Source organism: Psychrobacter sp. Arc9 (genome assembly GCF_041431295.1).
In the GTDB taxonomy this organism is placed as follows: Bacteria; Pseudomonadota; Gammaproteobacteria; order Pseudomonadales; family Moraxellaceae; genus Psychrobacter.
On record NZ_JASMRK010000002.1, the window covers coordinates 101708 to 127134 of the forward strand.

The window sequence follows — 25427 nt, forward strand, 5'->3', positions numbered from 1 at the left end:
ATAGGTGTGCCCTTGTTATATTCTCCGCTTTACCAAAGCATCCGCTTGATCTTATTTGGTGCCTTAGGTTTATCTAGCCTAACTGTCAGTGCTGCCATTGGTGATGCCAATACGCAAAAAACTGAACCACTCACTACGGACAGTACAGGCAGCTATGCGTCTAATAGTGTGGCGACTGACGCCAATAGTATTAGTCGTACTCAAAGTAATGATGGCTATCAAGAAGCAGATATTCTAAATGATAGCTATCCAGACGATGCTAATTCTGCTAATACGAACAACGCTACTTTATTAAATGATACTGCGTTAGATAGCAGATTCTCTGAGAACAATGACCTAAATATTACAGAGATTAATGAGGCTGCTGACTCTGAAGCTTTTAGCAACGAAGTGTCTAATACTGCTAATCTAAATACAGAAACCAGCAACCAACCAATCAGTAATACACCAGATAGCAGTGCCTTTGTCCCTAAAGCGGTGACAACGGAAAATGGCAAGCTAGATCTTAATGATGAGAGTATTCAAGCCAGCTTAATGCGCTTAGCAGAGTTTTATGAGCTAACACCAGATACCGATGCGTCAACATTAAACAATGAGGCTGTCAGCACTGAGGCGGACAATTCTCATAATAATGCGATGCCTGCTGCACAGACGATTCCAAAGGTCGGTAGAGACTTACGTCTGTTGCCAAATGCCGTGGACAGTGCCCAGCGCTGTGAAGGTCAATGGGTATATCCGCAGAGTAACCCCAACTATCAACGCGCTGTAAACGAAGCTGGTACGGCAAACGGACAACCAGCACCAAATGTGGCTAGCGTTCCGAACAATCAAGCCCCTTTATTTACCGAGTCAGATTACGGTTATTACAACAATATTAATTATGCCGAGCTATCTGGCAATGTAAAAATTGACCAAGGCACTCAGCATATCGAAGCAGAAAAAGTCATGATTGACTTGAGCAATGGCGTTGCGGCTGCTCAAGGCAAAGTCATGTTTACAGATAATGCGACTGGACAGCGTACAAGCAACGTCTCTACAAACAATGCCGCTACAAATAATGGCCAAGCCAGCTTTAATGATAGAGCAGCACAAGGCGGCCTAATTGGCGTTGCAGACAGCTTAAATTACAATACTGAGACTGGTCAATCAACGGCCAATGATGTGGCATTTGCTAGTGTTGGACTACAAGCGCACGGCTATGCCAAACGCTTAAACAAACCGAATGAGAGTGAATACGAGCTGGATCAGGTGATGTTTAGTACCTGTCCACCTACCAACCGCAAATGGCAGTTTGAAGCGAAAAGTATCGATCTAAATACCGATACAGGGCGCGGCGAAGCGTATAACACCACTTTCCGTGTGGCTGATATACCCGTATTTTATCTCCCCTACTTTAACTTCCCGATAGACAGTCGCCGTAGTAGTGGGTTTTTATTACCGAGCGCGAGTGTCGGTAGTAAAAGCGGCCTTGAAGTTGACGTACCTTATTATTTTAATTTAGCGCCGAACTACGATGCCACCCTTAATACTCGCGTTTATACCAACCGTAACCCCATGCTCTCCGGTGAGTTTCGTTATCTAACTGAGGAGTACGGCGAAGGAATTTTTAACGGCTCTTATTTGCCCAATGATAAAAAATATGATGGCGAAGATCGTAGCAGCTTTTTTTACGATCATTATTGGTCATCTACCAGTATTCCGCGCTTAAGTGGCGACGCAAAATATAGCTATGTGTCAGATGCCGATTATCTCAACGACTTCGATACCTTGGGTTTGTCAGACAATACGTTAAACCTACCACGCCGTGCGCGGGTGAATTATTATAACGATTATGTCAATGGTGAATTAAAAGTCGAGACTTTCCAAACGCTCGATGCATTTAACAATAACGGACAGCCTTTACAAGATAAAGACAAGCCGTACTCGCGCTTGCCACAGCTTAAACTTGACTATCGTCTACCATGGGCAAAAAGCTTTGATATCACAGGCGTAAGTGACTCGGCTTATTTTAAAAAATCCATCGATGATGGCTATGAAAATGAAAAAAGTGGCACGCGTTTTTATAATAAATTAAGCGCCGTTTATCCGATGGAAAAATCTTGGGGCTATATCAAACCTAAGCTCAGCTTGCAGCATCTATATACGTCATATGATGAAGATAGTTTAGAAGATAATCAGCTTAGTGAAGAAGATGGCAGTCAGTCTGTGTTTGTTCCGCAAGCCAGTATCGATGCAGGTCTACACTTCTATCAAGCGGGCTCACCATTTGGTGCGTTTGACGATACGATGGGCGGCTATCGTTTACTTAGCCCACGCGTAAAATATACGTATTCACCGTATGAGAACCAAAACGACATTCCTAACTTTAATACGCGTATTGCCTCTATTAACTATGAGCAGCTGTTTTCGGACAGTTGGTTCTTAGGTCATGATCGTTTGCAGGATCTGCATTCTATTACGCCTGGCGTCAATTATCGTTACATCGATGCAACGGGTGTGACACGTTTTGATGGTAGCATTGCAGAACAGTTCTATCTAGATGATGGACGTGTAACACTTGACGACGATCAGCCTGTTTTTACCTCGTCTTCTTCAGGTATGGTATGGGATACCAGCACTCAGCCTTATAATAATTTTTGGGTTGATGTCAGCGGTGCCCTAACCAGTAATTATGATTTGAACTACATTACTACTGAACTTCGTTATCAGCCATCAGACAACAGCTTATTTAATGTGGGTTATGTTAAGCGTCAGCGTGATGACAATACCGATCAGTTGCCATTATCTGCGTTTACCGCTTCCGCTGTTTTCCCTATCAATAACAGCTGGCGTATATTGGCTCAAGGTCAGTACGATTATAATCGTAACAAGATGCTTGATTCACTCATCGGCGTTGATTACGAAGACTGCTGTTTCGGCTTTGCTGTTTATGGTCGCCGCTATTACAATGACCTAAACGTAAAAGACGAGCCAACACAAGCTATTATGGCAGAAGTTAGATTAAATGGTCTTGGCAGCGGTAGTAGCCGCTTGACACGATTGCTCGCTGATAAGATTTTGGGCTTTGAACCTGTACAGACGGCATGGAAAGACTAACCAGTTTTTTGCTAGATTAGAGTTATTTACGTAAATATTTATAAGACACTATTTAAACCCCTATTATGGGAAACGCTGTCGAATATTTTATTATTAAGGGTATCGGATAGAGTTGACCAACTACCATCCGATGCAATGACATTGATGAGGAGCATCATGAGATTTTTTTCTTTACGTCAGACTAGCAGAGCAGTATTGCTATCTATGGCAGGCCTTACGCTTACGTTAAGTGCCAACGCTGCTACTGTCAAACCTGCAGCAGCTCAAGCTTCTACTTCTGCTGCGCAAAGCTCAGTTGATCGCTTAACACCAGCCAATAGCACAGACGGTATTATTGCCCTAGTTAATGAAAATGCTATTTTAAAAAGCGAACTGGTTGATGCTATCGAGCAAACCCAAGCACGTGCCAAAGCTGCTGGTGAGCCTATCGCAAACTCAGCACAACTACAGTCTGAAGTATTAAACGCGCTTATTTTGCGTGAACTACAACTGTCTATGGTCAAACGTGCGGGACTGTCTGCCGATGAAGCAGAAATCAATCAACGTCTTGGTCAAATCGCTCAAGCTGAAGGCCTTAATAGCATTGCAGCATTGCAGCAACGTCTAGATGCCGCACAACCTGGTAGTTATGCCAATCTACGTGCCAAACTGATCGAAGAGGCTTCTATCCAAGCGCTACAGCAGCGTCAAATTACTCGCCGAGTACGTATTAGCGAGCAAGATATTGATGCATTTTTGGCCTCACCTGAAGCCAAACGTCTGAATCAAAGCGAATATCAAACCATTCACGTACGTGTGCCTTATATAGATGACTATAGTCGCCTATCAGCCGCTCAACGTGAAGAAGCATTAAAAGTCGCGCAAGCATTACGTACGCGTTTGCTTGAGCCAAATGTCAACGTCGCTGAAGCCGTTGCTGCTAGCCAAGGTAGCTATCCGATTCCATTGCAAGGTGGAGATATGGGCTTTCACAAGGCTGCTTCTTTACCGACAGAACTGTCTAGCAAAATTACCAAGCTAGACGTTGGTACTGTAAGCGAGCCACTATTGACTCCTGAAGGGATTGATATCATCAAGCTTGCTGATAAAAAAGCCAGCAATACGATGCTGATACCACAATGGCATACTCGCCATATTCTAGTCAAAGTCGATGACCTACAGACTGACGCGCTTGCTGAACAAAAAATCAATGATCTATACGAGCAACTTCGTGGCGGCGCTGACTTTGCTAGTTTAGCTTCAACGTATTCAGATGATCCAGGTTCTGCGGGACGTGGCGGTGATCTTGATTGGGTTAGCGAAGAAGATATGGTTGGTTCATTTGAAGCCACCATGAAAAATACAGCGGTTGGTGACTACTCTGCACCATTTAAGACAAAATTTGGTTGGCATATCCTAAAAGTCGACGGTAAGCGCGATCAAGATATTAGCGAGCAATATCGTCGCAATATGGCACGTCAAGCATTGTATCAACGTTTAGCGCCACAAGCTCAAGAAGACTGGTTACAAGAGCTACGTGCTGGCGCTTATATTCAGATACTTGGCTGATATGTTGCAATAAGCTAGTAGTATTAAGTTAGCGAAAGCACTGAATCGATTTAAACAAAGAAGGGTATATGCTATTGCATATACCCTTCTTTATTTTGCGCAGTTAGATATTTAACTGGAAGCTTTAAAAAAATATCGGAGTTAAGCATTTTAAACTTTATTAAACCAAAATCCACACAAAGAAAAACCCCGAACCTAGGGCGATTGGTTCAGGGTTTCAATACTTCGTGTTATTGTTATTATCTCTCTTCCGTGCTGACTCATCCTAAGTCATTTAACAGTATTATATAAGACAGCGGGCTGACCTGTACTTTTATTGGTACTGTCTCAACACTACATCCATGCGTATCCTTGTGTTGATGGATGTATTATAGGCCAATGGATTTGGTGCCGATAGAAGCTAAAGACTCTATTTTGCGTAAGCATATGCTTACATCATTTCTATGCATTACCGTTAATAAACAGCCTCTTTTATTAACCAAAACTGCGCTGCTCTTGTCTGTGCTCTTCTGACACTTTTTCGCCTTCTTTCTTGCCTTCTTCGATTTTGTTATCAGTTTCTTGGATATCTTCTGCTTGTGCCGTAGGCGCATTGCCTTCTTGATTGCTTGCCTCTTCTGGCTCATATTGCAAGGTAGTCATCACAGGAAAGTGATCAGATCCTACGGATGGCATACGCTGAATATCAACTACCGTAAAGCAGGCACTATGAAAGATATGGTCCAAAGCCCAACGCAGAAATGGATATTTAACATGAAAGGTATTAATGAAATGTCGACCAATACGAGGATCTAACAGACCAGAAATACGTTGAAAGCGACGCGTGGTTTTTGACCATGCGACATCATTAAGATCACCTGCCAGTATCGCCGTTTGGTCGTTTTCTTTTATGTGTTTACCTACCATGAGCAGCTCAGCATCACGCGTGGTGGACTTATCAGCTTCAGTTGGACTAGGCGGCATGGGATGCAAGCAATATAACCAAATGACGCGGCCTCCTTGCAAACGCAATTGAGTATGGATAGACGGTATATCATCTATCATCAAGTACTTAACTTCAGGATCAATTAGCTCAAGCTTAGAATACAAGTGCATACCATATAAATTATCTAGTGGCACTTTCACGGTATAGGGATAGTCAGACTCGACTTGTTGTAAGACTTGCTCCCATTTTTTATCACTCTCTAATGTAATTAAGATATCAGGCTGCTTTTGCTTAACCAAATCGACCAGCTTTTGCGTTTCATCATTGGGCGTCAATACGTTTGATACCATGATTTTTATTTGATGCGCTTGCCCTTCTGGCTTATCTTTTGCCTTTTGAACTTCTTTTTTCCACAATTTAGTATATGGCAGTACCATTCTCAGCTGAAATGCTAACGTACCGCTCAGTACAACAAATAATATCCACTGCCCTAATTCCCACTCTGAGAAAAACATTATCATGCCGACCCAAGCGATAATACCAAGCACCATGATTTGAATACGTGGAAACTCAACACCGCGCACCCACCAGTTATCTAGCGGCAACCAGCCCCAGATTGTGACAAAGGCGATGAATCCTGCTAGACCTTGTAAGGCGTAATACAATAGTGAGAGATCCATAAGTAGGTACTAACCGTTGATTAAAGTGTCGATAGAGCTGATGATGTATATTGGTTAAGCTTTAACTCACCTGACGTCAAATAACTAACGTCGAGTAATTGTGTTTGAGACTTACTTTAGCATTTCAGAAGATTCTCGCCTACTGGTGAGTCTCAATTATGCGACAACTATCATAAAACGTTACAATGTTGGCTCATTCAATGTAATGCGTGATTTATTAACATTATATTTTTGAGGTCGTCAGATAGCCAAGTACCTCTTCAATAGTAATAACTTAAAGTTATAGCCGACATAGTTAATAGTGTATGGAAAACGACCAAATAATAGCCAAAACGCCTTGCTTTTTCGCGCCATTCACGGCATTGTTATCGGTTGACGATGCAACAAATAATTGTAAATAGGATTGAACTTCATGAGTGATTTAACAGTAGGTTTGGTAGGCTGGCGCGGTATGGTAGGGTCAGTATTGATACAACGTATGCACGAAGAAAATGACTTCAACGGTATCACGCCGGTGTTTTTTTCTACCAGTAATGCTGGTGGTGATGCACCAAAATTCGACGGTATTGAAACCGGCCAACTAAAAGACGCTCATGATATTGAAGCACTTGCTGCTTGTGATGTCGTTATTACTTGCCAAGGTGGTGACTATACGTCAAAAGTCCATCAACCACTACGTGATAGTGGTTGGAACGGCTATTGGGTTGATGCGGCAAGTACGCTGCGAATGAAAGATGACAGCATCATCATTCTTGATCCAGTCAACCGTAACGTTATTGATAGTGCCCTAGCCAACGGTAAAAAGGACTTTATCGGCGGTAACTGTACCGTATCATTGATGCTGATGGCTATCGGTGAGCTGTTTAATAAAGGCTGGGTCGAATGGGTCAGCGCGATGACATATCAAGCTGCTAGTGGCTCTGGCGCAAACAACATGCGCGAGCTCATCAACGGTATGGGTGTGTTACGTGATGCCGTCCAAGACGAATTGGCTGACCCTGCTAGTGCTATTCTTGAGATTGATAAAAAAATCGCTCAGACTCAGCGCTCAGCAGACTTCCCTACACAATACTTCGGTGTACCATTGGCAGGTAGCTTGATTCCTTATATCGATGTGCAGCTAGAAAACAAACAGTCAAAAGAGGAATGGAAAGGCGGCGTCGAGACCAATAAGATTTTGGGTAACGATGAAGCCAGTACGATTCCTATCGATGGTATGTGTGTACGCGTCGGGGCTATGCGCTGTCATGCGCAAGGCCTAACGATCAAGCTGAAAAAAGACATTCCGCTAGAAGAAATCGAAGCTGCACTCAAAAATAGTGGTAACGAATGGTTGGACTTGGTCGAAGATGACAAAGAAGCTACCATGAACCGCCTAACGCCAGTAGCCGTGACTGGGACCCTAACCGTTGCACTAGGTCGCTTACGTAAGTTGAATATGGGCCCTGAGTATCTAGGCGCATTTACCGTTGGTGATCAGTTATTGTGGGGCGCAGCAGAACCATTACGTCGTATGCTTAATATCATCCGTGAGCAAAACGTCTAACTCAGATACCTTAAATAAAGCACGAAAAAGACAGCGATTGCTGTCTTTTTTTATAGGCTGATTACTAGTTAGGTTGATACGCAATCATCACCTCATTACGACGTAAAAATGGTAGCGTCCAAGGTGGGTTATAACGGGCCAATTCAGGCTCGCCTATAGGCGTCAAATTCTGGTCTTGCATCCATGTTTGCAGCGCTTCGGTTTTTTCCGCTACTTTATCTTCTCCTGCGAGCCAAGAGAACTTAATCACACCGTACGTCTGTGCAGGTACTTCTATAATCTCAACGTTTGGATTATTTGGTTTAGGCAGTGTTTGCATCGTATATTTACTAGGCATCGTAAATTGTACGCGCCACTTACCATTGTCTTGTTGCATACTGACTGGTGCTGTCATGGCAATTTTTTGTGACTCATTATCACTTTTTTTGTTATCAGCTTGCATCGTAACAGGTGCCGTCATACTAATTTTACTACTGTCTCCACTTGGTGCGGTGTTATTACCAAAAATATAGTCCGCTAAAACCTTAAATCCTTCACGACTTGCTGAGTCTTGGTCACCACTCACCCACGTTTGCGCTACTAGCTGCTCATCATAACGACGCAGCTCAAAGTCGTCTACTTGGGTCAACACCGTATATTTCGGCTCTTCGGTAGCCATAGCTCCTCCTGATATCAATAATGAACCACTCAATAATAAGTAAGCTGTCTTTTTCATGTCATGTCTCCAGCATCTAAAAGCATGATGTGGCAATATTTATCACCTCACCTGTATAACTTCTACTGTATCAACAGACCTCTAGCACTATCTGTGTCTTTTGGCGTGCTATCTGTGTTTTTTGGTTATGGTAAAGCGGTATTGACCAAAGTATATATTGCACGTATATCGATGACACCTAATATCTATAGTTAAAAAACGCTAAAACGGGTACAAGGTAGCCAACTAAAAATTGGACAAGTAGTACATTTAGGGAGGGTAACGCCGTAGCAGTTCAGTGATTCTCTGACTATATGTCCAAAAAACCGCTAACAATGCTATAATTAGCGCCATTTTCATAGCTTAAATAGCGGTTATCATATGCAATTTGTCTTACATAAAACGGCCAGCGGTGTAACGCGTGCACGCCGTGGTACGGTTCATCTCAATCATGGCGACGTGCAAACGCCTGCTTTTATGCCTGTTGGTACTTATGGTACGGTCAAAGGCATGCTGCCACGTGATATCGAAGCCATCGGTGCTGATATTATTTTGGGCAATACCTTCCATCTTTGGTTACGTCCAGGTACCGAAGTCATTGATAAATTCGGTGGCTTGCATAAGTTTATGCATTGGGACAAACCTATCTTGACCGATTCGGGCGGTTTCCAAGTATTCAGCCTCGGCGCAATGCGTAAAATCACCGAAGAAGGCGTCAATTTTAAATCTCCTATCGATGGCGCAAAGGTATTTCTCTCACCAGAAAAATCTATGCAAATTCAGTATAGTTTGAACTCAGACATCGTCATGCAGTTCGATGAGTGTACGCCGTATCCAGCCACTCATGATGAAGCGAAAAAGTCGTTAGAGCTATCATTACGTTGGGGACAGCGCTGTATCGATGAGCACAACAGACTGGGCAGTACCAACGCATTATTCGGTATTGTACAAGGCAGTATGTATCCTGATTTGCGTCAGCAGTCACTTGAAGGTCTGTTAGAGATTGGCTTCGATGGTTATGCTATTGGCGGTCTATCAGTTGGCGAGCCTAAAGAAGAGATGATAGATGTCCTAGACTACCTGCCTGACGATATGCCAGCAGATAAACCGCGCTATCTTATGGGTGTTGGTAAGCCTGAGGATTTAGTTGAAGGCGTACGTCGCGGTGTGGATATGTTCGACTGCGTGATGCCAACGCGTAACGCGCGTAATGGCCATTACTTTGTGACGGGCGATGCAGATAATGCTGGCGTGGTACGTATCCGTAATAGCCAATATCGCAATGATGAAGGCCCATTAGATCCTGAATGTGACTGCTATACTTGCCAAAACTTTAGCCGTGCTTATCTGTACCATCTTAATAAGTGTAAAGAGATGCTAGGTGCTCAGTTAGCGACTATTCATAATTTACGCTATTACCAACGTTTGATGCAGGGTATTAGAGATGCTATCGAGCAAGATAAATTTGATGAGTTTGTCAGCGAGTTTTATGCCAAACGCGGTCAAACGGTTCCTGAGTTAAACTTGCGCTAATCCTGTTTAACATTCACGACTGTGTAACGAATCTGTTGAAATAAAAAAGGGCTTAAGAATAATCTTAAGCCCTTTTTCTGTGCTGCTTTTATTATTTAATGATTATCAACTAATGATTAATATAGTGTCAATCTTGACTACTATCCCATCAATGACGTCACAAATACTACAATAACAGCGATTGGTGCGATGAATTTCGCAACGATTTGCCAAAGCTGCCATGTACCATTAGATAAACCAAGCTCTTGCTGAATGTTACGTTGATCCATTTTCCAACCAACAAATACGATTGCAGCCAGACCTGTTAGAGGCAATAGGAACTTACTAGTAAGCTTATCTAATGCATCAAAGATACCATTACCCATGATAGTGAAGTCAGACCATAGGTTGAACGATAGCAATGCTGCAATACCTAACAACCAGATTACTGTACTTGCCACGATAGTAGATACAGTACGACTCATCGACGTACGCTCTTCTAACAACTCAACGGTTGGCTCAAGCAACGAGATAGATGAGGTGATAGCGGCAAAGGTAATAAGCAAGAAGAACAATGCACCAATGATAGTACCCGCACCCATGCTACCGAAAGCAATTGGTAAACTTACAAAGATAAGACCAGGACCTGATGCAGGATCTAGACCATTGCTGAAGATAATTGGGAAGATGGCAAGACCAGCAGCCAACGCAATAACCGTATCCAAAATAACAACGGTACGTGCTGTTTTTAGCAAGTTCACTTCACGGCCCAAATACGAACCATAAGCGACCATGATACCCATACCAATTGATAAGGTGAAGAATGCATGGCCTAATGCTGCAAGCATAACATCAGCCGTTAGTTTGCTAAGATCTGGCGTAAATAGGTAAGCAACTGCTTCACCGAATCCACCGTTCATCACGTTGTAACCAACGATAACGAACAGAATCACACCCAATAATGGCATTAAAATCTTAGCTGTTTTTTCGATACCACTTGTCACACCAATACCAACGATGACAGCGGTTAAAATCATAAATACCGTATGCCAGATCGTCAATGTACCAGCTGATGCAAGCATAGCATCAAAGGTTGCAGCAACAGAATCACTGTCTTGACCAGCAAAGCTACCTGTTGCAACTTTAGTAATATAGTTAAGCGCCCAACCACCGATCACACTATAGAACGATAGAATTAAGAAACCACCTAAGATACCAGTAGCACCAACGATGCCCCAACTACGCGACTTACCTTCAGTCGCTGCTACGTCTGAAAAAGTATTGACTGGGTTTTTTTGACCACGTCGACCAATTAACCATTCAGCAACTAATATCGGAAAACCGACCAGCGCGATACAGAACAAATAGGCAATAACGAAAGCTGAACCACCGCTTTCGCCAACCATGTATGGAAATTTCCATATGTTTCCTAAACCAACTGCTGAGCCTACTGCTGCCAATACGAAGCCAAAGCTTGAGCTCCATTGGGCATGTTCTTGTTTATTGATAGCCATTTTTTCCGTCCTCGTGCTTCAATTAACGTTACTGATAATCTTCCTTGATCAACATAAATAGTCGGCTTTACCGTTGGACTATTTAGTAAACGCTTCGATGTGAAACGCCCAGCAACATTAAGAAAGAATTGATTACAATATCGTAAACGCTCAGTTTCTGCTAAGCGACCAAAAAAGTCAAGTGCTCATAAATATAAAAAGCCATAACAAATAGTTATGGCTTTCATCTAATTCGCCTTCATTCCATAAGAATTTAGCTGATTAAAAGTATCAAACTCATCATTAATCGAGTTGTTTTTTTAGCGCACAACACCGCGGCTGCTATTTTGTAATGAATCAATAAGTAGCTGAATTTTTGGCTCTTTAGCCAATAGCTCACTATGTAAGACTTCCAACGCTTGCGCAGTGGTCAAACCTGATCTGAAAATCGTACGGTACGCTTGACGTAATACATTAATCGTTTCTTTTGACCAACCTTTACGGCGCATACCTTCGATATTGAGTCCATGGGCCTTTGCCGGATTGCCAGACACCATCGTAAATGCAGCCACATCTTTTAAAATAAGGCTTGCTCCGCCAATCAAGCTATAGTCATCTACTGTACAAAACTGATGTATGCCTGAGTTACCACCAATAATGGTATGATCGCCGATAGTCACATGCCCCGCTACACCGACATTGTTAGCCAGTACGTTATGATCGCCAATGACACAATCATGTGCGACATGGGTGTTTACCATCAGTAGATTATGACTGCCGATTTTAGTCAGCTCGCCGTCTTGCGCTGTACCACGGTGTAAACTACAGGCTTCACGAATCGTATTGTGATCGCCGATTTCAAGCCAAGTACGCTCACCTGCATATTTCAAATCTTGAGGATCTTCACCGATACTCGCAAACTGATAAAACTCATTGTGTTGACCAATACGAGTCAGTTTAGTCACAACGACATGTCTATGCAAAACCGTATGCGCACCAATTGATACTTCATCACCAACGATACAATAGGGTCCGATGATAGCAGTCTCGTCAATCTGCGCGGACGGTGAGATGAGTGCTGTAGGATGAATCTGACTCATAAGATGGGCCCTTGTATCATTTGATGCGAGTAAATAATAAAAAAGTATCGCTATTTCAGTGTTACTAACGAAGCTAATACCAGTTATGTTGTTGAGTTTACATATAGCTGTTTATTGGAGTGATAGTGAGCGATTTCAATATCGCTCTTTGTACAGTATGGCTTATTGAAAACTTAAGCACCCTTCGTGTTAGCAGGTTTTTGCTGCTCTTGACGTGCAATCATGATTTGAGCACTAGCAGCCAGTTCATCTTCGACATGAACAGTACAATCAAATTTATAGATACCGTGTCTTTGCATCACGGTCTTTGCACGAATGATAAGCTGATCACCAGGAATCACACGGCGTTTAAAACGGACTTTATCCACACCTGCAAACAGATAGAGGTAACCGTCTTCTGCCGTTAGCCCTGCACTAATAAAACCAAGCATACCTGACACCTGTGCCATTGACTCCACCATCAATACCCCTGGCATAATCGGCTCATCAGGAAAGTGACCGTTAAAAAACTCTTCATTAATAGTCACGTTTTTGATACCAGTAATACACTCGCCTGGCGTACAAGCTACAATACGATCTACCAGCATAAAAGGATAACGATGCGGTAAGTAATGCTTAATCGTATTATACGTCAATGGTAGCGTAAGACCTTGCTCAGCTAAGCTTTTAACGTCTTCATCAGTTGGGACATCTATATTGTTATTGCTCATAATGACGCTTCCTTGCTGTGTTTTGAATATCTATTATTCGTTTGTGTTTGCATTAGTTATTGCCTAGCTGACGAAAACGTACAGCAGCACGTCGCCAATTAGCAGTTGGCATTGCAGCCGTACCAGATGAATATGAGCCAGCGGTTTTAATGGATTTGGTTACCATGGTCATGCCAGATAAAACAACATCGTCTGTAATCTCGATATGCCCTGTGATACCGACAGCGCCGCCTATTATACAGCGCTTACCTATCGTAGTACTACCCGCAATACCGGTTTGAGCAGCAATAGCAGTGCCGTCACCGATACGGACGTTATGGGCAACTTGTACCAAATTATCAATAATCACGTGATTACCAATAACAGTATCATCAATAGCGCCACGATCGATACACGTCTGGCTACCAACTCGCACATGATCACCAATAATGACACGGCCTAACTGGGCAATGCGCTCCCAACCTGTGTTACTAGGATCTTTAGTAGGAGCGAACCCGAACCCTTCAGATCCGATACTGACCCCTGCATGCAATCTTACGTGATTGCCAATAACACACTCAGGCCCAACAACGACTTGCGACTTAATGACACAATCGGTACCGATACTAGTATTGGCCTCAACCACGACATGAGCATCGAGTGAGCTACGCGCTCCTATTTGCACATTGTCACTAATCACACAAAAAGGGCCGATATTGACTTGCTCGCCAATAACAGCACTGTCTGCAATCACAGCACTAGGATGAATCCCATTAGATAAAGAATGACGTGCAAACAGCTGACTGGCACTGGCATAAGCCAAATATGGATTTGAGACGACTAGCGCTATCGCTGAGGTAGGCACTTGGTCACGATATGCTTCCGTTACCAACACCGCGCCTGCGTCACTGCTAGCCAAGCTAGAGATATAGTGAGGATCTGCCAAAAAGCTTAACTGCTGCTGACTGGCTGTCGTCAAACTACCGACGCTACTGAATGGTTGACACAATTGCTCAGTATCAATCTCGGCCTTATTAATAATAGGCTGACGCTGCTCAATTCGAGTAATGAGTTGCTCAATCGTTATCATAATGACTATTAATAAAATATGGTTATAAATGAAACGGTCGCCAAAATAACAATGCGTTTTGACGACCTACTAAGCTCTAATGATATTTCCGTCTATTTGAGACAATCTCTAAAACTGCTCAAATAGATGAGAATGATGTCATTAATTTAGAATGTATTACCAATTTGGAACTGGACTTTTTCGGTCTTGTCGTCTTCTTTGTCGCCAATAGGTACCGCATAACTGATCGAAATAGGTCCGATAGGCGTATACCAAGTGATACCAGCACCCGCACTGTAGCGGAAGTCATTATCTTGGGTCAGTAATGGAACATCTGAATCATTAAAAGTACGATCTTCTTTATCAGACGTGTCAAAGACCTGACCACCTTCAGCAAACAATACTGGGCGTACTTGATCTGCCCAATCACCTTTAAACGGCATTGGTAAAATTAGTTCAGCACCAAACGTTGCTAGTGCATTACCACCAACCTCTTCTGCGGTAAAGGTTTGGTTGTCTGGATCATTGACCGCATCATAATAGACTTGTGATTTAGGTCCCAGAGTAGATGATTTATAACCACGAACCGAACCATAACCACCAGCATAGAAGTTTTCATAGAATGGCAAATCATTACCATAGCCAAGCTTGGTATAACCACGTGCGATCACATCTTTATAAATAGGGTAATATATATTGCCGCTATAAGTTAGCTTTTGGTAGTTGGCATCGCCAAGACCGATGGTTGCATCAACCGCATGGCTCATCCCTTTGGTAGGAAATACTGGACGGTCTAAAGTGCTGTAGTCCCAACCAAACAATAGATTGTAAGTCTGATAGTCATTCTTGAAAGTGGCAACACCATCAGTATCAACTTCAGGCGTTTTCGTACCGCCCTCGTCTAGAATTTCTTGAACATTAGATATACCCAGATAACGACCACCACGAACCTTTGTGTTGTCCACATTCAGACCCGCACTCAGACGTTTGGTTTCATCAATAGGATAACTATAATTCAGCGTCGCACCATATGAATCGGTCACATAGTTACTAACGTTGTCGTCATCATATTTGGTTTTGCGATAATAACCGCTGATGCCTTGAGAGACACCGTTTTCTGTAAAGTACGGATCGGTATAACCTAGGCTATAAGAGTCGCGTGTTTCTGAACGAGAAAGCGCAGCCTTTACACGGTTACCGGTACCCATGAAGTTATTTTGAGTCAGATCCAATTGGAAAGTTACCCCGCCACTTTGAGAGTAACCAGCGGCAATCGTTGAGCTACCTGAGGGTTGTTCTTCAACGGTATAGTTCACATCGACTTGGTCTGGCTGATTGGGCACCGATTTAACATCAACGTTAACGGTTTTAAAAAAACCGGTGCGCAATAAACGCGTGCGCGATAGCTGGATTTTTTCGTTAGAGGCCAGCGAACCTTCTAACTGACGCATCTCTCGGCGCAGTACTTCGTCTTGGGTTTTTATATTGCCGTTAAAGTTGATACGGCGTACATAGATAGGTCTTACCGGATCGATATAATAGTCAACATCGACGATTTTGGTGTCGTCATTAATACGCGGTACTGGGCGAATTTGTGCTAGATAATAGCCTTCATTGCCATAACGGTTTTTGAGCGCAGCAGTTGTTGCATCAAGCTTAGCTTGCGAGTACTGCTCATCAGCATTAAAGGTCACAAGCTCGCTTAGATCATTGACATCGAATTTGGGATCGCCCAAAAAGCTAATATCCCCAAACTGGTATTGGTCGCCTTCGGTTAAGCTGATTTCAATAAAGACGCTTTTTTTATCTTCACTAATATTGAGTATGGCGTTGTCAACGTTAAAGCGCACATAACCATCGTTCTGGTACAGCGCTTTTAGGTTCTCTAAACTTGCGCCTAGTTTTTCTTTGGCGTAGCGATCTGACTTAGATAATAGACGCGTCCATGAAGATTCTTTTACCGCGAAAACGTCTTTAATCTCTTCATCACTAAAGTGCTTGTTACCAATGATATTGATATCGACAACTTTAGCAGGCTTGCCTTCTACAAAGCGCACGTCAAGTTTCACGCGGTTACCATCTAATAATGTCTGATCGACTTCGATATTGCTATTGTAATAACCTTGACTAATATATTGCTGTTGTAGCTCGTTGGCAACACCTTGCAAGGTCGCTTGCTTTAGCACATCACCCACAGACAAACCAGCGTTACCAAGCCCTTGCTCAAGCCCTTCTTTTGGGATAAGTTTATTGCCTTCAAAGTTGACTTCAGCGATGATAGGACGCTCGACGACATCAAAGCGCAGCTTGCCACCTTCGACACGACTTTGAATATCAGCGAAGTTTTCAGTTGCATATAGCGCCTTAATACTGGCAGCTAAGCTACTATCATTCACCGTATCGCCTACCGTAACAGGTAAGACCGGATAGAGGCTATCAGGGGTTAGGCGTTGTAAGCCATTAAAACCGATGTCAGTTACTACAAATTCTGCAGCCTGTACTGGCATACTCATCATCGCTACAACTAACGGCAACCCAGCCGCGCTCATAATTAAAGGCGTACGCATAAACACTATCCGTCAATAAAAAAATTGCTTAAGTTAAGTTAAAAGGCACGTATTGTCTAACCCGTGCGCATAAGGTTATAAACCCATGCAAGGGTAACTCAGAACACTTTATATAAATTGCATCACAAAATAAACTAAAAATTACGATTAGTACAGAGGCTGCGACACAGAGTAGCATGCCTATCATAACAATAATCAGCCTATAATAGGCGTAAAACCATTAGTATATCGTGCTTTATCAGCCATATTGCTCATCAGCTGACTAAAAGAGCCGGCTGATGTCATTACCAATTGCTAACACCATGAAACCTGCTAGCAAGAGTAAACCGATATTTAGACCGACCATTTGCACACCTTCAGACAGTGGCTTACCGCGAATCAGCTCAATAAAATGATAGACAATATGACCACCATCTAATACTGGAATCGGCAAAAGGTTTAAGACGGCAAGACTTAAGCTAATAAGCGCCGCTGTCGATAATACCATCTGCCAACTGATATCAAAGCTTTGTTTGGCGACTTTGGCAATGGTAATTGGCCCTGATAGATTGTCTAAACCAATCATACCTGACAGCATTTTTCCCATTGAGCTTACGGTCATTACTGCTAGCTGCTCAGTCTTTTCAAACGACTTAACTAACGACTCACTAGGACCGTAGACCACAGTGGTCTTGTAATCGTCAGGGATAATAATCTCAGTCTGATCCACCATTGCACCAATCTGTCCGTAATCATTACCCAAGTTGTCTTTTTTACCTTGGGGCATAATCTGCAACTGTACAGGCTTGTCATCACGCAACACTGTAAAGTTCAACAGCGTTTCAGGATTATCACGAATGATACGCGTCGCAGTAATCCAATCTTCGATTGACTCATTATTAATAGCAGTAATGCGGTCACCAACCTTTAGACCTTGGCGGCTAGCGGCACCATCGGGAGCCAAACCGCCTACAATCGGCGCAATCTGCGGCTGCCATGGCAACATACCAAAGCTAGTCAATGCGTCTTTGCCTTGAGCCTCACCTTGCATAAACTGTGTGACGGGGGCTTGATATGTTTTAGTCGACTGATTGGTTTGGGCGTCTGACAGCAAGGTAATGCTGACATTATCCGTCTCACCCATACGTCCTGCAAGACGATAGTTAATATTTTCCCATGTCTGCACATCGTGGCCATCAATCGCAACAATCTTATCACCGACTGGTAACTGTGCCATTGCAGCAGGCGTATCTGGTAGTACCTGTCCAATCTTAGTCGCCAACTGCTCAGATGGGGTCATAAATAGTACCCAAAATAGCGCGATAGCGATGACAAAATTCATGATAGGGCCAGCTGCAACGATAGCAATTTTCTTGAGCGGATGCTGCCGATTAAATGCAAGATGCTGCTCATCTTTTGCGACATTACCTTCACGCTCATCCAGCATTTTTACATAACCGCCGAGTGGCAATGCTGAGATACGATAATCGATACCGCTCTTTTTGCTGGTCCAACCAAAAACTTTAGGGCCAAAACCGATAGAGTACGTTAGTACTTTGACACCGCAAAGCCGCGCCACAATATAATGTCCCCACTCGTGTAAGGCAATAAGCGGGCCTAAAACAAATATGGCGGCAAGAAGTGTTAGTAAAAACGTCATGATTTTTTCTCAGTATTGTCTCTCAGCATTTTCATCAACATCTTCGCTAATATCGTTTATCAATGTCACGTATCAGCTAAGAGACGCTTGCTACGATTATGTCAGCTTTGCTACCAACTTATCAGTCAAGTGGCGTGCAATCTTATCGATTGCCAATATATCTTCTATGTCAGCGGTTTCGTTCAATGGTGGCAGCTGTATGTCATTTAAGGCTTGTTCGTTAATATCAGCAATATCAGTCAAACGTATTTTGCCATCGAGGAACGCTGCTACTGCAATTTCGTTTGCCGCATTGAGCACAATTGTGGCTTGCGTCCCTGCTTGCATAGCTTGGCGAGCCAAACGCAAACAGGCAAATTTTTGTAGATCTGGCTCAATAAACTCCAAACCACTAAGTGCAAATAAGTCTAACGGCTGCGAGCCACTATCAATTCGATCAGGATAGCTCAGCGCGTGCGCAATGGGGGTTTTCATGTCTGGACTGCCCAGCTGCGCTAAAAAGCTGCCATCGCTATATTCTACCATTGAGTGAATGATACTTTGTGGATGAATGACCACATTTATCTTATCTTCAGGCAAATCAAATAAGTGACAGGCTTCTATCAGCTCAAGCCCCTTGTTCATCATCGTCGCCGAATCGACAGATATCTTTTGACCCATTGACCAGTTAGGGTGTTTGACCGCTTCTGCGACGCTTGCCTGCTGCATCTGCTCAAACGACTGCTGCAAAAATGGCCCACCAGAGGCTGTTAACCACAGTTTACGGACACCATGATTTGGCTGATGAATTTGCGTATTGTCTTGCTGAATAGCAAGTGGCAAGCATTGAAAAATAGCATTGTGTTCAGAGTCCAGCGGCAGCAAAGTAGCGTTGTACGTCTTGACCGCATCAATCATGACCTTACCTGCCATGACTAAGGCTTCTTTATTGGCCAATAAGATACGTTTGCCTGCACGTGCTGCTGCCAATGTAGACGGCAACCCTGCCGCCCCTACAATCGCTGCTACCACCGTATCAGTCTGTGAGTCAGTGGCAATATCTACCAATCCTGCCTCGCCCCCTACGACCTCACTAGCAATTCCTGCTGTTTTAAGCCTGTGAGCAAAATCATCTACGGCTGACGTCGGCACACTGACTCGCTTCGGCAGAAATTGCTGACAAAGTGCAAATAGTTTATCTAAGCGATGATAGCCTGATAAAGCATAGACTTCATAAGTGTGCGGTTGCGCCGCCAATATTGCTAAGGTGCTATCGCCAATCGAGCCTGTCGCGCCTAGTACGGCGATGCGTTGCGTCATAACCATCAATGCCCATGATACTTAAAAATAATAAAAATAGAATATCGTCTGTTAACTATATTGTCATGCTAGTAGCCACGCTTGCCATACTAATGTATTACTCGCGCTCGGCTGACTTATATCAATATTACTGAGAATAAACGACAGAGTAGGTTTAAATAGAACAGTGCTGCTATAAAACCTTATACCACTATCAAACCAAGCTGCTGTATCGCCCAAAAACCAAGGGCAAATATCGGTGTTGCAGACAGAAGCGAATCAATACGATCAAGGATACCACCGTGACCTGGCAAGATAGTGCCTGAATCTTTTACATCAGCACGGCGCTTGAGCATCGACTCAAACAAGTCTCCAAGTACAGAGGCAAGAATAGTGATGGCCGATAACGCTACAAATGCGATCAACGGTACACCCGTCAGCTGTAATTTAAAGACGCTGATAGCTATCACAACTAACAGCCCTGTGAGGAGGCCACCAGCCAACCCTTCCATGCTCTTATTGGGCGAAACATTGGGTGCCATTTTTCGGCGACCAAGCTTGCGTCCAACGAAATACGCACCGCTATCTGCACACCATACTAATAAGAACACATACAGCAGCCACCATGCCGACAGTTGCCAGAGATAGAACATTGCCGTAATAGATGCCGTCAAAATAACCGCGCCCATCATTGCCAATTGGTTGCCGTACCATCTTGTTTGTGTTGGGAAGACTCGAACCCAAGACAGCGCCATTAGCCATATAACGAGTGACGCCACCCACCAAAACAGCCAAGTCACCTTGAACATCAGTGAGAATATAGTGAGCGCTAAAATCAATAGAACAAATACCGCAGGTTGGCGCCACTTAGGCATCAATTTAGCCCACTCATGAGCGGCGATAATGACCCCAATGGCCAACAGTGGTGCAAATAAAATAGGTGTTTGGCTCGCAAACATTGCAATACCAACGATAATAACGAGAACAATTGCCGTTTTAATTCGTTGCCACATACTTATCGAGCCTTATAATAATGAAGAACAGATGTTCAAAAAATGCATTATAGCAGCTAACTAACGATGGCCTAGTGATAGCATTCAATACTAATTCAAGCCATTTATCATTGCATAAACCAACCCTATTGACCAGTTATACAATACTAACTGAACTGAACCGACTGAACTTACCTATCAACTCATTGCTCAGTGCCCTTGCTGCTCTATTACTACCTGCTCGCTGGTTTTGCCAAAGCGGCGTTGACGTTTTGCAAACTCTGCGATCATCAAAGCCAGCTCTTCTGCTGTAAAATTTGGCCATAATGTGGGAGTAAAAAATAGCTCAGCATAAGCAGATTGCCACAATAAGAAATTAGAAATACGATACTCGCCGCCCGTACGCACTAGCATATCTACTGCTGGCGTATCGGCTAACTGTACGTAATTACCTAACAACTCTTCGCTGACATCTTCAGCTTTTAATTCGCCAGCTTGAACTTGTTGAGCCAGCTGTTTTGCTGCATTTGCAATATCCCACTGCCCACCGTAACTAATCGCAATCACTAGCGTCATTGCGTCAAACTTCGCCGTTTTTTCTTCTGCATCAGCCATTAGCGTTTGTAATGACTCACTAAGTTGACTACGGTCACCGATGAAACGCAAGCGAATACGATACTCATTCATGCGCGGCATTTGCTCATGAATCGTCGATGTAAGCAGCTGCATCAACAGTGCCACTTCACTAGGTGGTCTCTGCCAATTTTCGCTAGAAAACGCAAATACGGTCAGCACTTCAATGCCTGTATTGACACAATACTCAACGATAGGATCGAGCGCGTCTTTGCCAGCCACATGCCCTTGACCGTGGCGCAAATCATTGGCCTTACCATAGCGATTATTACCATCCATAATGATGGCGATATGACGAGGAAGAATAGCGGGCGCCAAAACGGCTGAAATGGACATAGGCGAACTTGCTTATTGTTGAGGTAAAATAATAATAACGTGTGCAACAGCGATTAAAAAGCGCCATTTATATAATTCACTAACTTATCACAATTACATTGTTAGTTTTTAGTGCTCAGAATACGATGGATCCAGTTCAATCAACCACATCTTTGGCTTGCCTTAGATATGGCTTTATATAGTTAATTCAGTTTAAAAAAGAGACAGCACAACCGAGTGCAGATGTAACTGTGATACTTCAAGCGAAGTTAACGCTGTTACTCTTTTAGAAAGGATTGACTATATCAGTCTACACAATAATAAACAGCCAATAGCTATAAAGTATTGGCTGCTCAATTACAGATAATCTTACGAACTCATTCTTGCTCTCAACACCAAATATATCAGTATTAAACTTCCATCAGATCGCTTTCTTTCTTACTCAAGCGAGCATCGATTGTTTCGATATATTTGTCAGTGATTTTTTGAATATCATCACTAGCGCGGCGCTCATCATCTTCTGAGATTTCTTTTTCCTTTGCCAAGTCTTTGATGTCATTCATCATGTCACGGCGAATGTTACGGATAGAAACTCGGCTGCTCTCAGCTTCACCACGTGCAAGTTTTTGCATATCGCGACGAGTATCTTCTGTTAATGCTGGCATCGGCACACGAATTACATCGGCAGACATTGGGTTTAGACCCAAATCTGCTTCACGAATGGCCTTATCTACTGCTTGTACCATCGTACGGTCAAATGGTTGAACCAGCAAGGTACGTGAGTCTTCAACGTTGACGCTTGCTACTTGGTTCAATGGTGTATCAGAACCGTAGTAGCTGACCATCACACCTGACAACATACCTGGATGCGCACGGCCAGTACGAACTTTACTGAAAGTGCTTTCAAGCGCTTCCAACGTTTTTTGCATGCGTGCTTCGCCGTCTTGCTTAATCTCTTTAATCATTGTGTATCCTTATTTATCGTTACCGACAAATTTTTTATTTGCTATTGGGATATTAATTATTTGTTGCTAATCATTAGCTATTTACTGACGTTAGTTGCCAGTATCGCATCAATTAATGAAAAACTCGTGTGCCTTCATTCTCACCCATGATGACATTCAATAATGCATTGGGTTTAGTCATATCAAACACTTGCAGCGGTACGTTATGCTCACGGCACAGTGCAATAGCCGTTAAATCCATGACGCCTAGCTTTTGCTCTAGTACTTCGTCAAAAGTCAGACCGTCATACTTGACTGCATCGTCATGTAGGCTCGGGTCTTTGTCATAAACGCCATCGACCTTAGTCGCTTTTAAAATCAAACCAGCTTCGATTTCGATACCGCGCAAACATGCAGCGGTGTCAGTGGTAAAGAATGGGTTACCCGTGCCTGCCACAAAGATACAAACTTCGCCGTTTTTGAGATAACGAATGGCATTACGACTGCTATAGCTTTCGGTGACTTCACCAATCGGTAACGCTGACATCAAGCGCGTTTTGATATTGCGACGCTCAAGCGCATCACGCATTGCCAGTCCGTTCATAACGGTCGCTAGCATGCCCATCTGATCACCAGTCACACGGCCAACGAGACCTTCTTTTTGTAACTGTGCACCGCGATATAAATTACCACCACCGACTACGATACCCACTTGGACACCAAGTCCACGCAAGTGAGCGATAGACAAGCTCATTTTATCAAGCACTTCGGTATCAATACCCATGTCTTTACTACCAGCTAAGGCTTCACCGGAGAGTTTCAGCAAGATACGAGCGTAACGCGGGTTTTTGTCAGACATGAGGTCACCTTGTTATCATGAAATTATAAAGAAAATTATCGGTAAAATACAAATCGAGTTTGCCCACAACGCCACACTTACAGCTAAGCGTATTAAAAAGGCTAAATTGCGCTAATTGTAGCAAAAACTGCCCGCCATTGGGCAATTTTCACTCGCATATCTTATTGGATATCTAGCCTTGATAACTGGCGAATAGATCGTATTCGCTAGCATCATCGATAGTCACGGTTAAGAACTGCCCTATTTTAACTTGAGCGTTGATGTCATCAACATAGACATGACCATCAATTTCAGGTGCATCAGCATAACTACGGCAGATAGCAATATTTTCATCGCTATCAATTTCATCGACCAATACCGTTAAGGTTTTGCCGACTTTTTCTTGTAGCTTTTGCGCTGAAATATCTTGCTGTAGCGCCATTAAACGCTCATAGCGAGACTGCTTGACGTCTTCAGGAACATGATCAGGCAAGTCATTAGCAACTGCGCCTTCTACTTCTGAATAAGTAAATGCGCCCACGCGATCGAGGCGTGCTTCAACCAGCCAATCAAGCAAGCACTGAAAATCTTCTTCTGTCTCGCCAGGGAAGCCAACCACAAAGGTTGAACGAATCACGATATCAGGACAGATATCACGCCACGCTTTGATACGGGCCAAGGTGTTTTCGCTATGCGCAGGACGTTTCATCGCTTTTAGGATACGATGACTGGCATGCTGGAACGGAATGTCCAGATAAGGAAGCAGTTTCTTCTCACCCATCAACTCAACGACTTTGTCTACGTGTGGATACGGATAGACATAATGCAGGCGTACCCAAATGCCCAAATCGTTCAATGCTTGGCATAAGTCATAAAACTTAGACTTGAGCGGCATGCCATTCCAAAAACTGGTCTTATACTTTAGGTCAAGGCCATATGCCGAAGTATCTTGCGAGATGATAAGTAATTCTTTCACGCCAGCTTTTTTGAGTGCCAGTGCTTCGTTCATCACATTATCAATCGGGCGCGATACCAAATCACCGCGCAAGCTTGGAATAATGCAGAACGTACAACGGTGATTACAGCCTTCTGATATTTTTAGATAAGCATAATGGCTTGGGGTCAGTTTGATACCCGCTTCATTAATCAAATCTATTTTTGGATCATAGTTAGCGTCCTGACTACGATTTGGCTTAGGCACATGCTGCGCCACTGCCGTAATTACTTCGTCATAGGCATGCGCGCCCGTCACTGCTAGTACGGCCGGATGCATCTCACGGATTTTGTCTGCTTCTTTACCTAAGCAACCAGTAACAATCACTTTACCGTTTTTGCTAATGGCCTCGCCGATCGCATCAAGGGACTCTTGTACCGCTGATTCAATAAAGCCGCAAGTGTTTACCACGACTAAGTCAGCACCGTCATAATCACTGGCTACTTGATAGCCGTCACGGCTTAGCTCAGTGATAATACGCTCACTATCCACCAATGCTTTTGGACAACCTAGTGACACAAAACCAATCTTTGGCGCTGCACTAACTGGCATCGTAGCAGTGGCGTTGGCAGTCGTAACATCGCTGCTTTGGGCTACACTACGGTTTTGGTTGTGGTTGGCTTTGTGATGGTAAGGCTGTTTAGTATCTGTTTGACTGGCATCTGCCTGACTCTGCGCTTGTACTATGGTAGGCGCGGCAGGATTGAAGATAGTGGCAGTGTCTTTTACGGCAGATAGAGGAGCTGTTGCTGTCGTATTCACTGACTCGGTAGAAGTTTTGGACATGGCTGACCTTGCTAGAGATAAATTGGCTGAGCGCATTGTACGTTTTTTTTGCAAAAATCACCAGTTTTGCCGCTCTATAGTCTTGATTT

19 protein-coding genes are annotated in these 25427 nt (G+C 43.4%); 5 read left to right on the forward strand and 14 right to left on the reverse strand.

Annotated elements, in window-relative coordinates; translation table 11 throughout:
- Positions 1-12 precede the first annotated feature (12 nt).
- Both QO187_RS01680 and QO187_RS01685 read left to right on the forward strand, forming a co-directional pair.
- Positions 13-3096, forward strand: a complete 3084-nt coding sequence (locus tag QO187_RS01680) for an LPS-assembly protein LptD (protein ID WP_102094415.1) — start codon at positions 13-15, stop codon at positions 3094-3096.
- Positions 3097-3252: 156 nt separating this feature from the next.
- Positions 3253-4644 carry a peptidylprolyl isomerase gene (locus QO187_RS01685; RefSeq protein ID WP_102094414.1) on the forward strand — a complete coding sequence of 464 codons (1392 nt, stop codon included), beginning with the start codon at positions 3253-3255 and terminating at the stop codon, positions 4642-4644.
- 474 nt (positions 4645-5118) lie between these two features.
- Here QO187_RS01685 and QO187_RS01690 read toward each other — a convergent pair whose 3' ends face one another.
- Positions 5119-6249, reverse strand: coding sequence for an endonuclease/exonuclease/phosphatase family protein (locus QO187_RS01690; RefSeq protein ID WP_102094413.1), 1131 nt, complete (start codon positions 6247-6249; stop codon positions 5119-5121).
- Positions 6250-6661: 412 nt separating this feature from the next.
- On the opposite strand from QO187_RS01690, the gene asd reads away from it, so the two are divergent.
- Positions 6662-7795, forward strand: coding sequence for an aspartate-semialdehyde dehydrogenase (gene asd / locus QO187_RS01695; protein ID WP_102094412.1), 1134 nt, complete (start codon positions 6662-6664; stop codon positions 7793-7795).
- A gap of 64 nt (positions 7796-7859) precedes the next feature.
- Here the strand turns inward: asd and QO187_RS01700 are convergent, their stop codons facing one another.
- Positions 7860-8510, reverse strand: a complete 651-nt coding sequence (locus QO187_RS01700) for a heme-binding protein (RefSeq protein WP_102094411.1) — start codon at positions 8508-8510, stop codon at positions 7860-7862.
- 3 nt (positions 8511-8513) lie between these two features.
- On the opposite strand from QO187_RS01700, the gene QO187_RS01705 reads away from it, so the two are divergent.
- Positions 8514-8705: a hypothetical protein gene (locus tag QO187_RS01705; protein WP_102094410.1), complete on the forward strand. Its 192-nt coding sequence runs from the start codon at positions 8514-8516 to the stop codon at positions 8703-8705.
- A gap of 165 nt (positions 8706-8870) precedes the next feature.
- Positions 8871-10022 carry a tRNA guanosine(34) transglycosylase Tgt gene (gene tgt, locus QO187_RS01710; RefSeq protein WP_102094409.1) on the forward strand — a complete coding sequence of 384 codons (1152 nt, stop codon included), beginning with the start codon at positions 8871-8873 and terminating at the stop codon, positions 10020-10022.
- Between the two features lie 140 nt (positions 10023-10162).
- Here the strand turns inward: tgt and QO187_RS01715 are convergent, their stop codons facing one another.
- From QO187_RS01715 to rimO, 12 genes are all read right to left on the reverse strand, one after another.
- Positions 10163-11515, reverse strand: coding sequence for a sodium-dependent transporter (locus QO187_RS01715; RefSeq protein ID WP_102094408.1), 1353 nt, complete (start codon positions 11513-11515; stop codon positions 10163-10165).
- A gap of 299 nt (positions 11516-11814) precedes the next feature.
- Positions 11815-12594: an acyl-ACP--UDP-N-acetylglucosamine O-acyltransferase gene (lpxA, locus tag QO187_RS01720; RefSeq protein WP_057759135.1), complete on the reverse strand. Its 780-nt coding sequence runs from the start codon at positions 12592-12594 to the stop codon at positions 11815-11817.
- 173 nt (positions 12595-12767) lie between these two features.
- The gene (gene fabZ, locus QO187_RS01725; protein ID WP_102094407.1) at positions 12768-13304 is read right to left on the reverse strand and encodes a 3-hydroxyacyl-ACP dehydratase FabZ; all 537 of its coding nucleotides are present in this window, start codon (positions 13302-13304) and stop codon (positions 12768-12770) included.
- A 52-nt stretch (positions 13305-13356) separates the two neighbouring features.
- Entirely contained in the window at positions 13357-14373 is a 1017-nt protein-coding gene (lpxD, locus tag QO187_RS01730; RefSeq protein WP_102094406.1) for a UDP-3-O-(3-hydroxymyristoyl)glucosamine N-acyltransferase, read from the reverse strand.
- Positions 14374-14519: 146 nt separating this feature from the next.
- Positions 14520-16919, reverse strand: a complete 2400-nt coding sequence (gene bamA, locus QO187_RS01735; RefSeq protein ID WP_102094405.1) for an outer membrane protein assembly factor BamA — start codon at positions 16917-16919, stop codon at positions 14520-14522.
- A 262-nt stretch (positions 16920-17181) separates the two neighbouring features.
- Entirely contained in the window at positions 17182-18558 is a 1377-nt protein-coding gene (gene rseP / locus QO187_RS01740) for an RIP metalloprotease RseP (protein WP_102094404.1), read from the reverse strand.
- Between the two features lie 96 nt (positions 18559-18654).
- Positions 18655-19863: a 1-deoxy-D-xylulose-5-phosphate reductoisomerase gene (gene ispC, locus QO187_RS01745; RefSeq protein ID WP_102094403.1), complete on the reverse strand. Its 1209-nt coding sequence runs from the start codon at positions 19861-19863 to the stop codon at positions 18655-18657.
- Between the two features lie 176 nt (positions 19864-20039).
- Positions 20040-20849: a phosphatidate cytidylyltransferase gene (locus QO187_RS01750; protein ID WP_102094402.1), complete on the reverse strand. Its 810-nt coding sequence runs from the start codon at positions 20847-20849 to the stop codon at positions 20040-20042.
- A 189-nt stretch (positions 20850-21038) separates the two neighbouring features.
- Entirely contained in the window at positions 21039-21797 is a 759-nt protein-coding gene (gene uppS, locus QO187_RS01755) for a polyprenyl diphosphate synthase (protein ID WP_102094401.1), read from the reverse strand.
- 389 nt (positions 21798-22186) lie between these two features.
- Entirely contained in the window at positions 22187-22741 is a 555-nt protein-coding gene (frr, locus tag QO187_RS01760) for a ribosome recycling factor (RefSeq protein WP_057759123.1), read from the reverse strand.
- A 112-nt stretch (positions 22742-22853) separates the two neighbouring features.
- Entirely contained in the window at positions 22854-23579 is a 726-nt protein-coding gene (pyrH, locus tag QO187_RS01765) for a UMP kinase (protein WP_057759121.1), read from the reverse strand.
- 172 nt (positions 23580-23751) lie between these two features.
- Positions 23752-25338, reverse strand: coding sequence for a 30S ribosomal protein S12 methylthiotransferase RimO (gene rimO / locus QO187_RS01770; protein WP_102094400.1), 1587 nt, complete (start codon positions 25336-25338; stop codon positions 23752-23754).
- Positions 25339-25427: the final 89 nt, after the last annotated feature.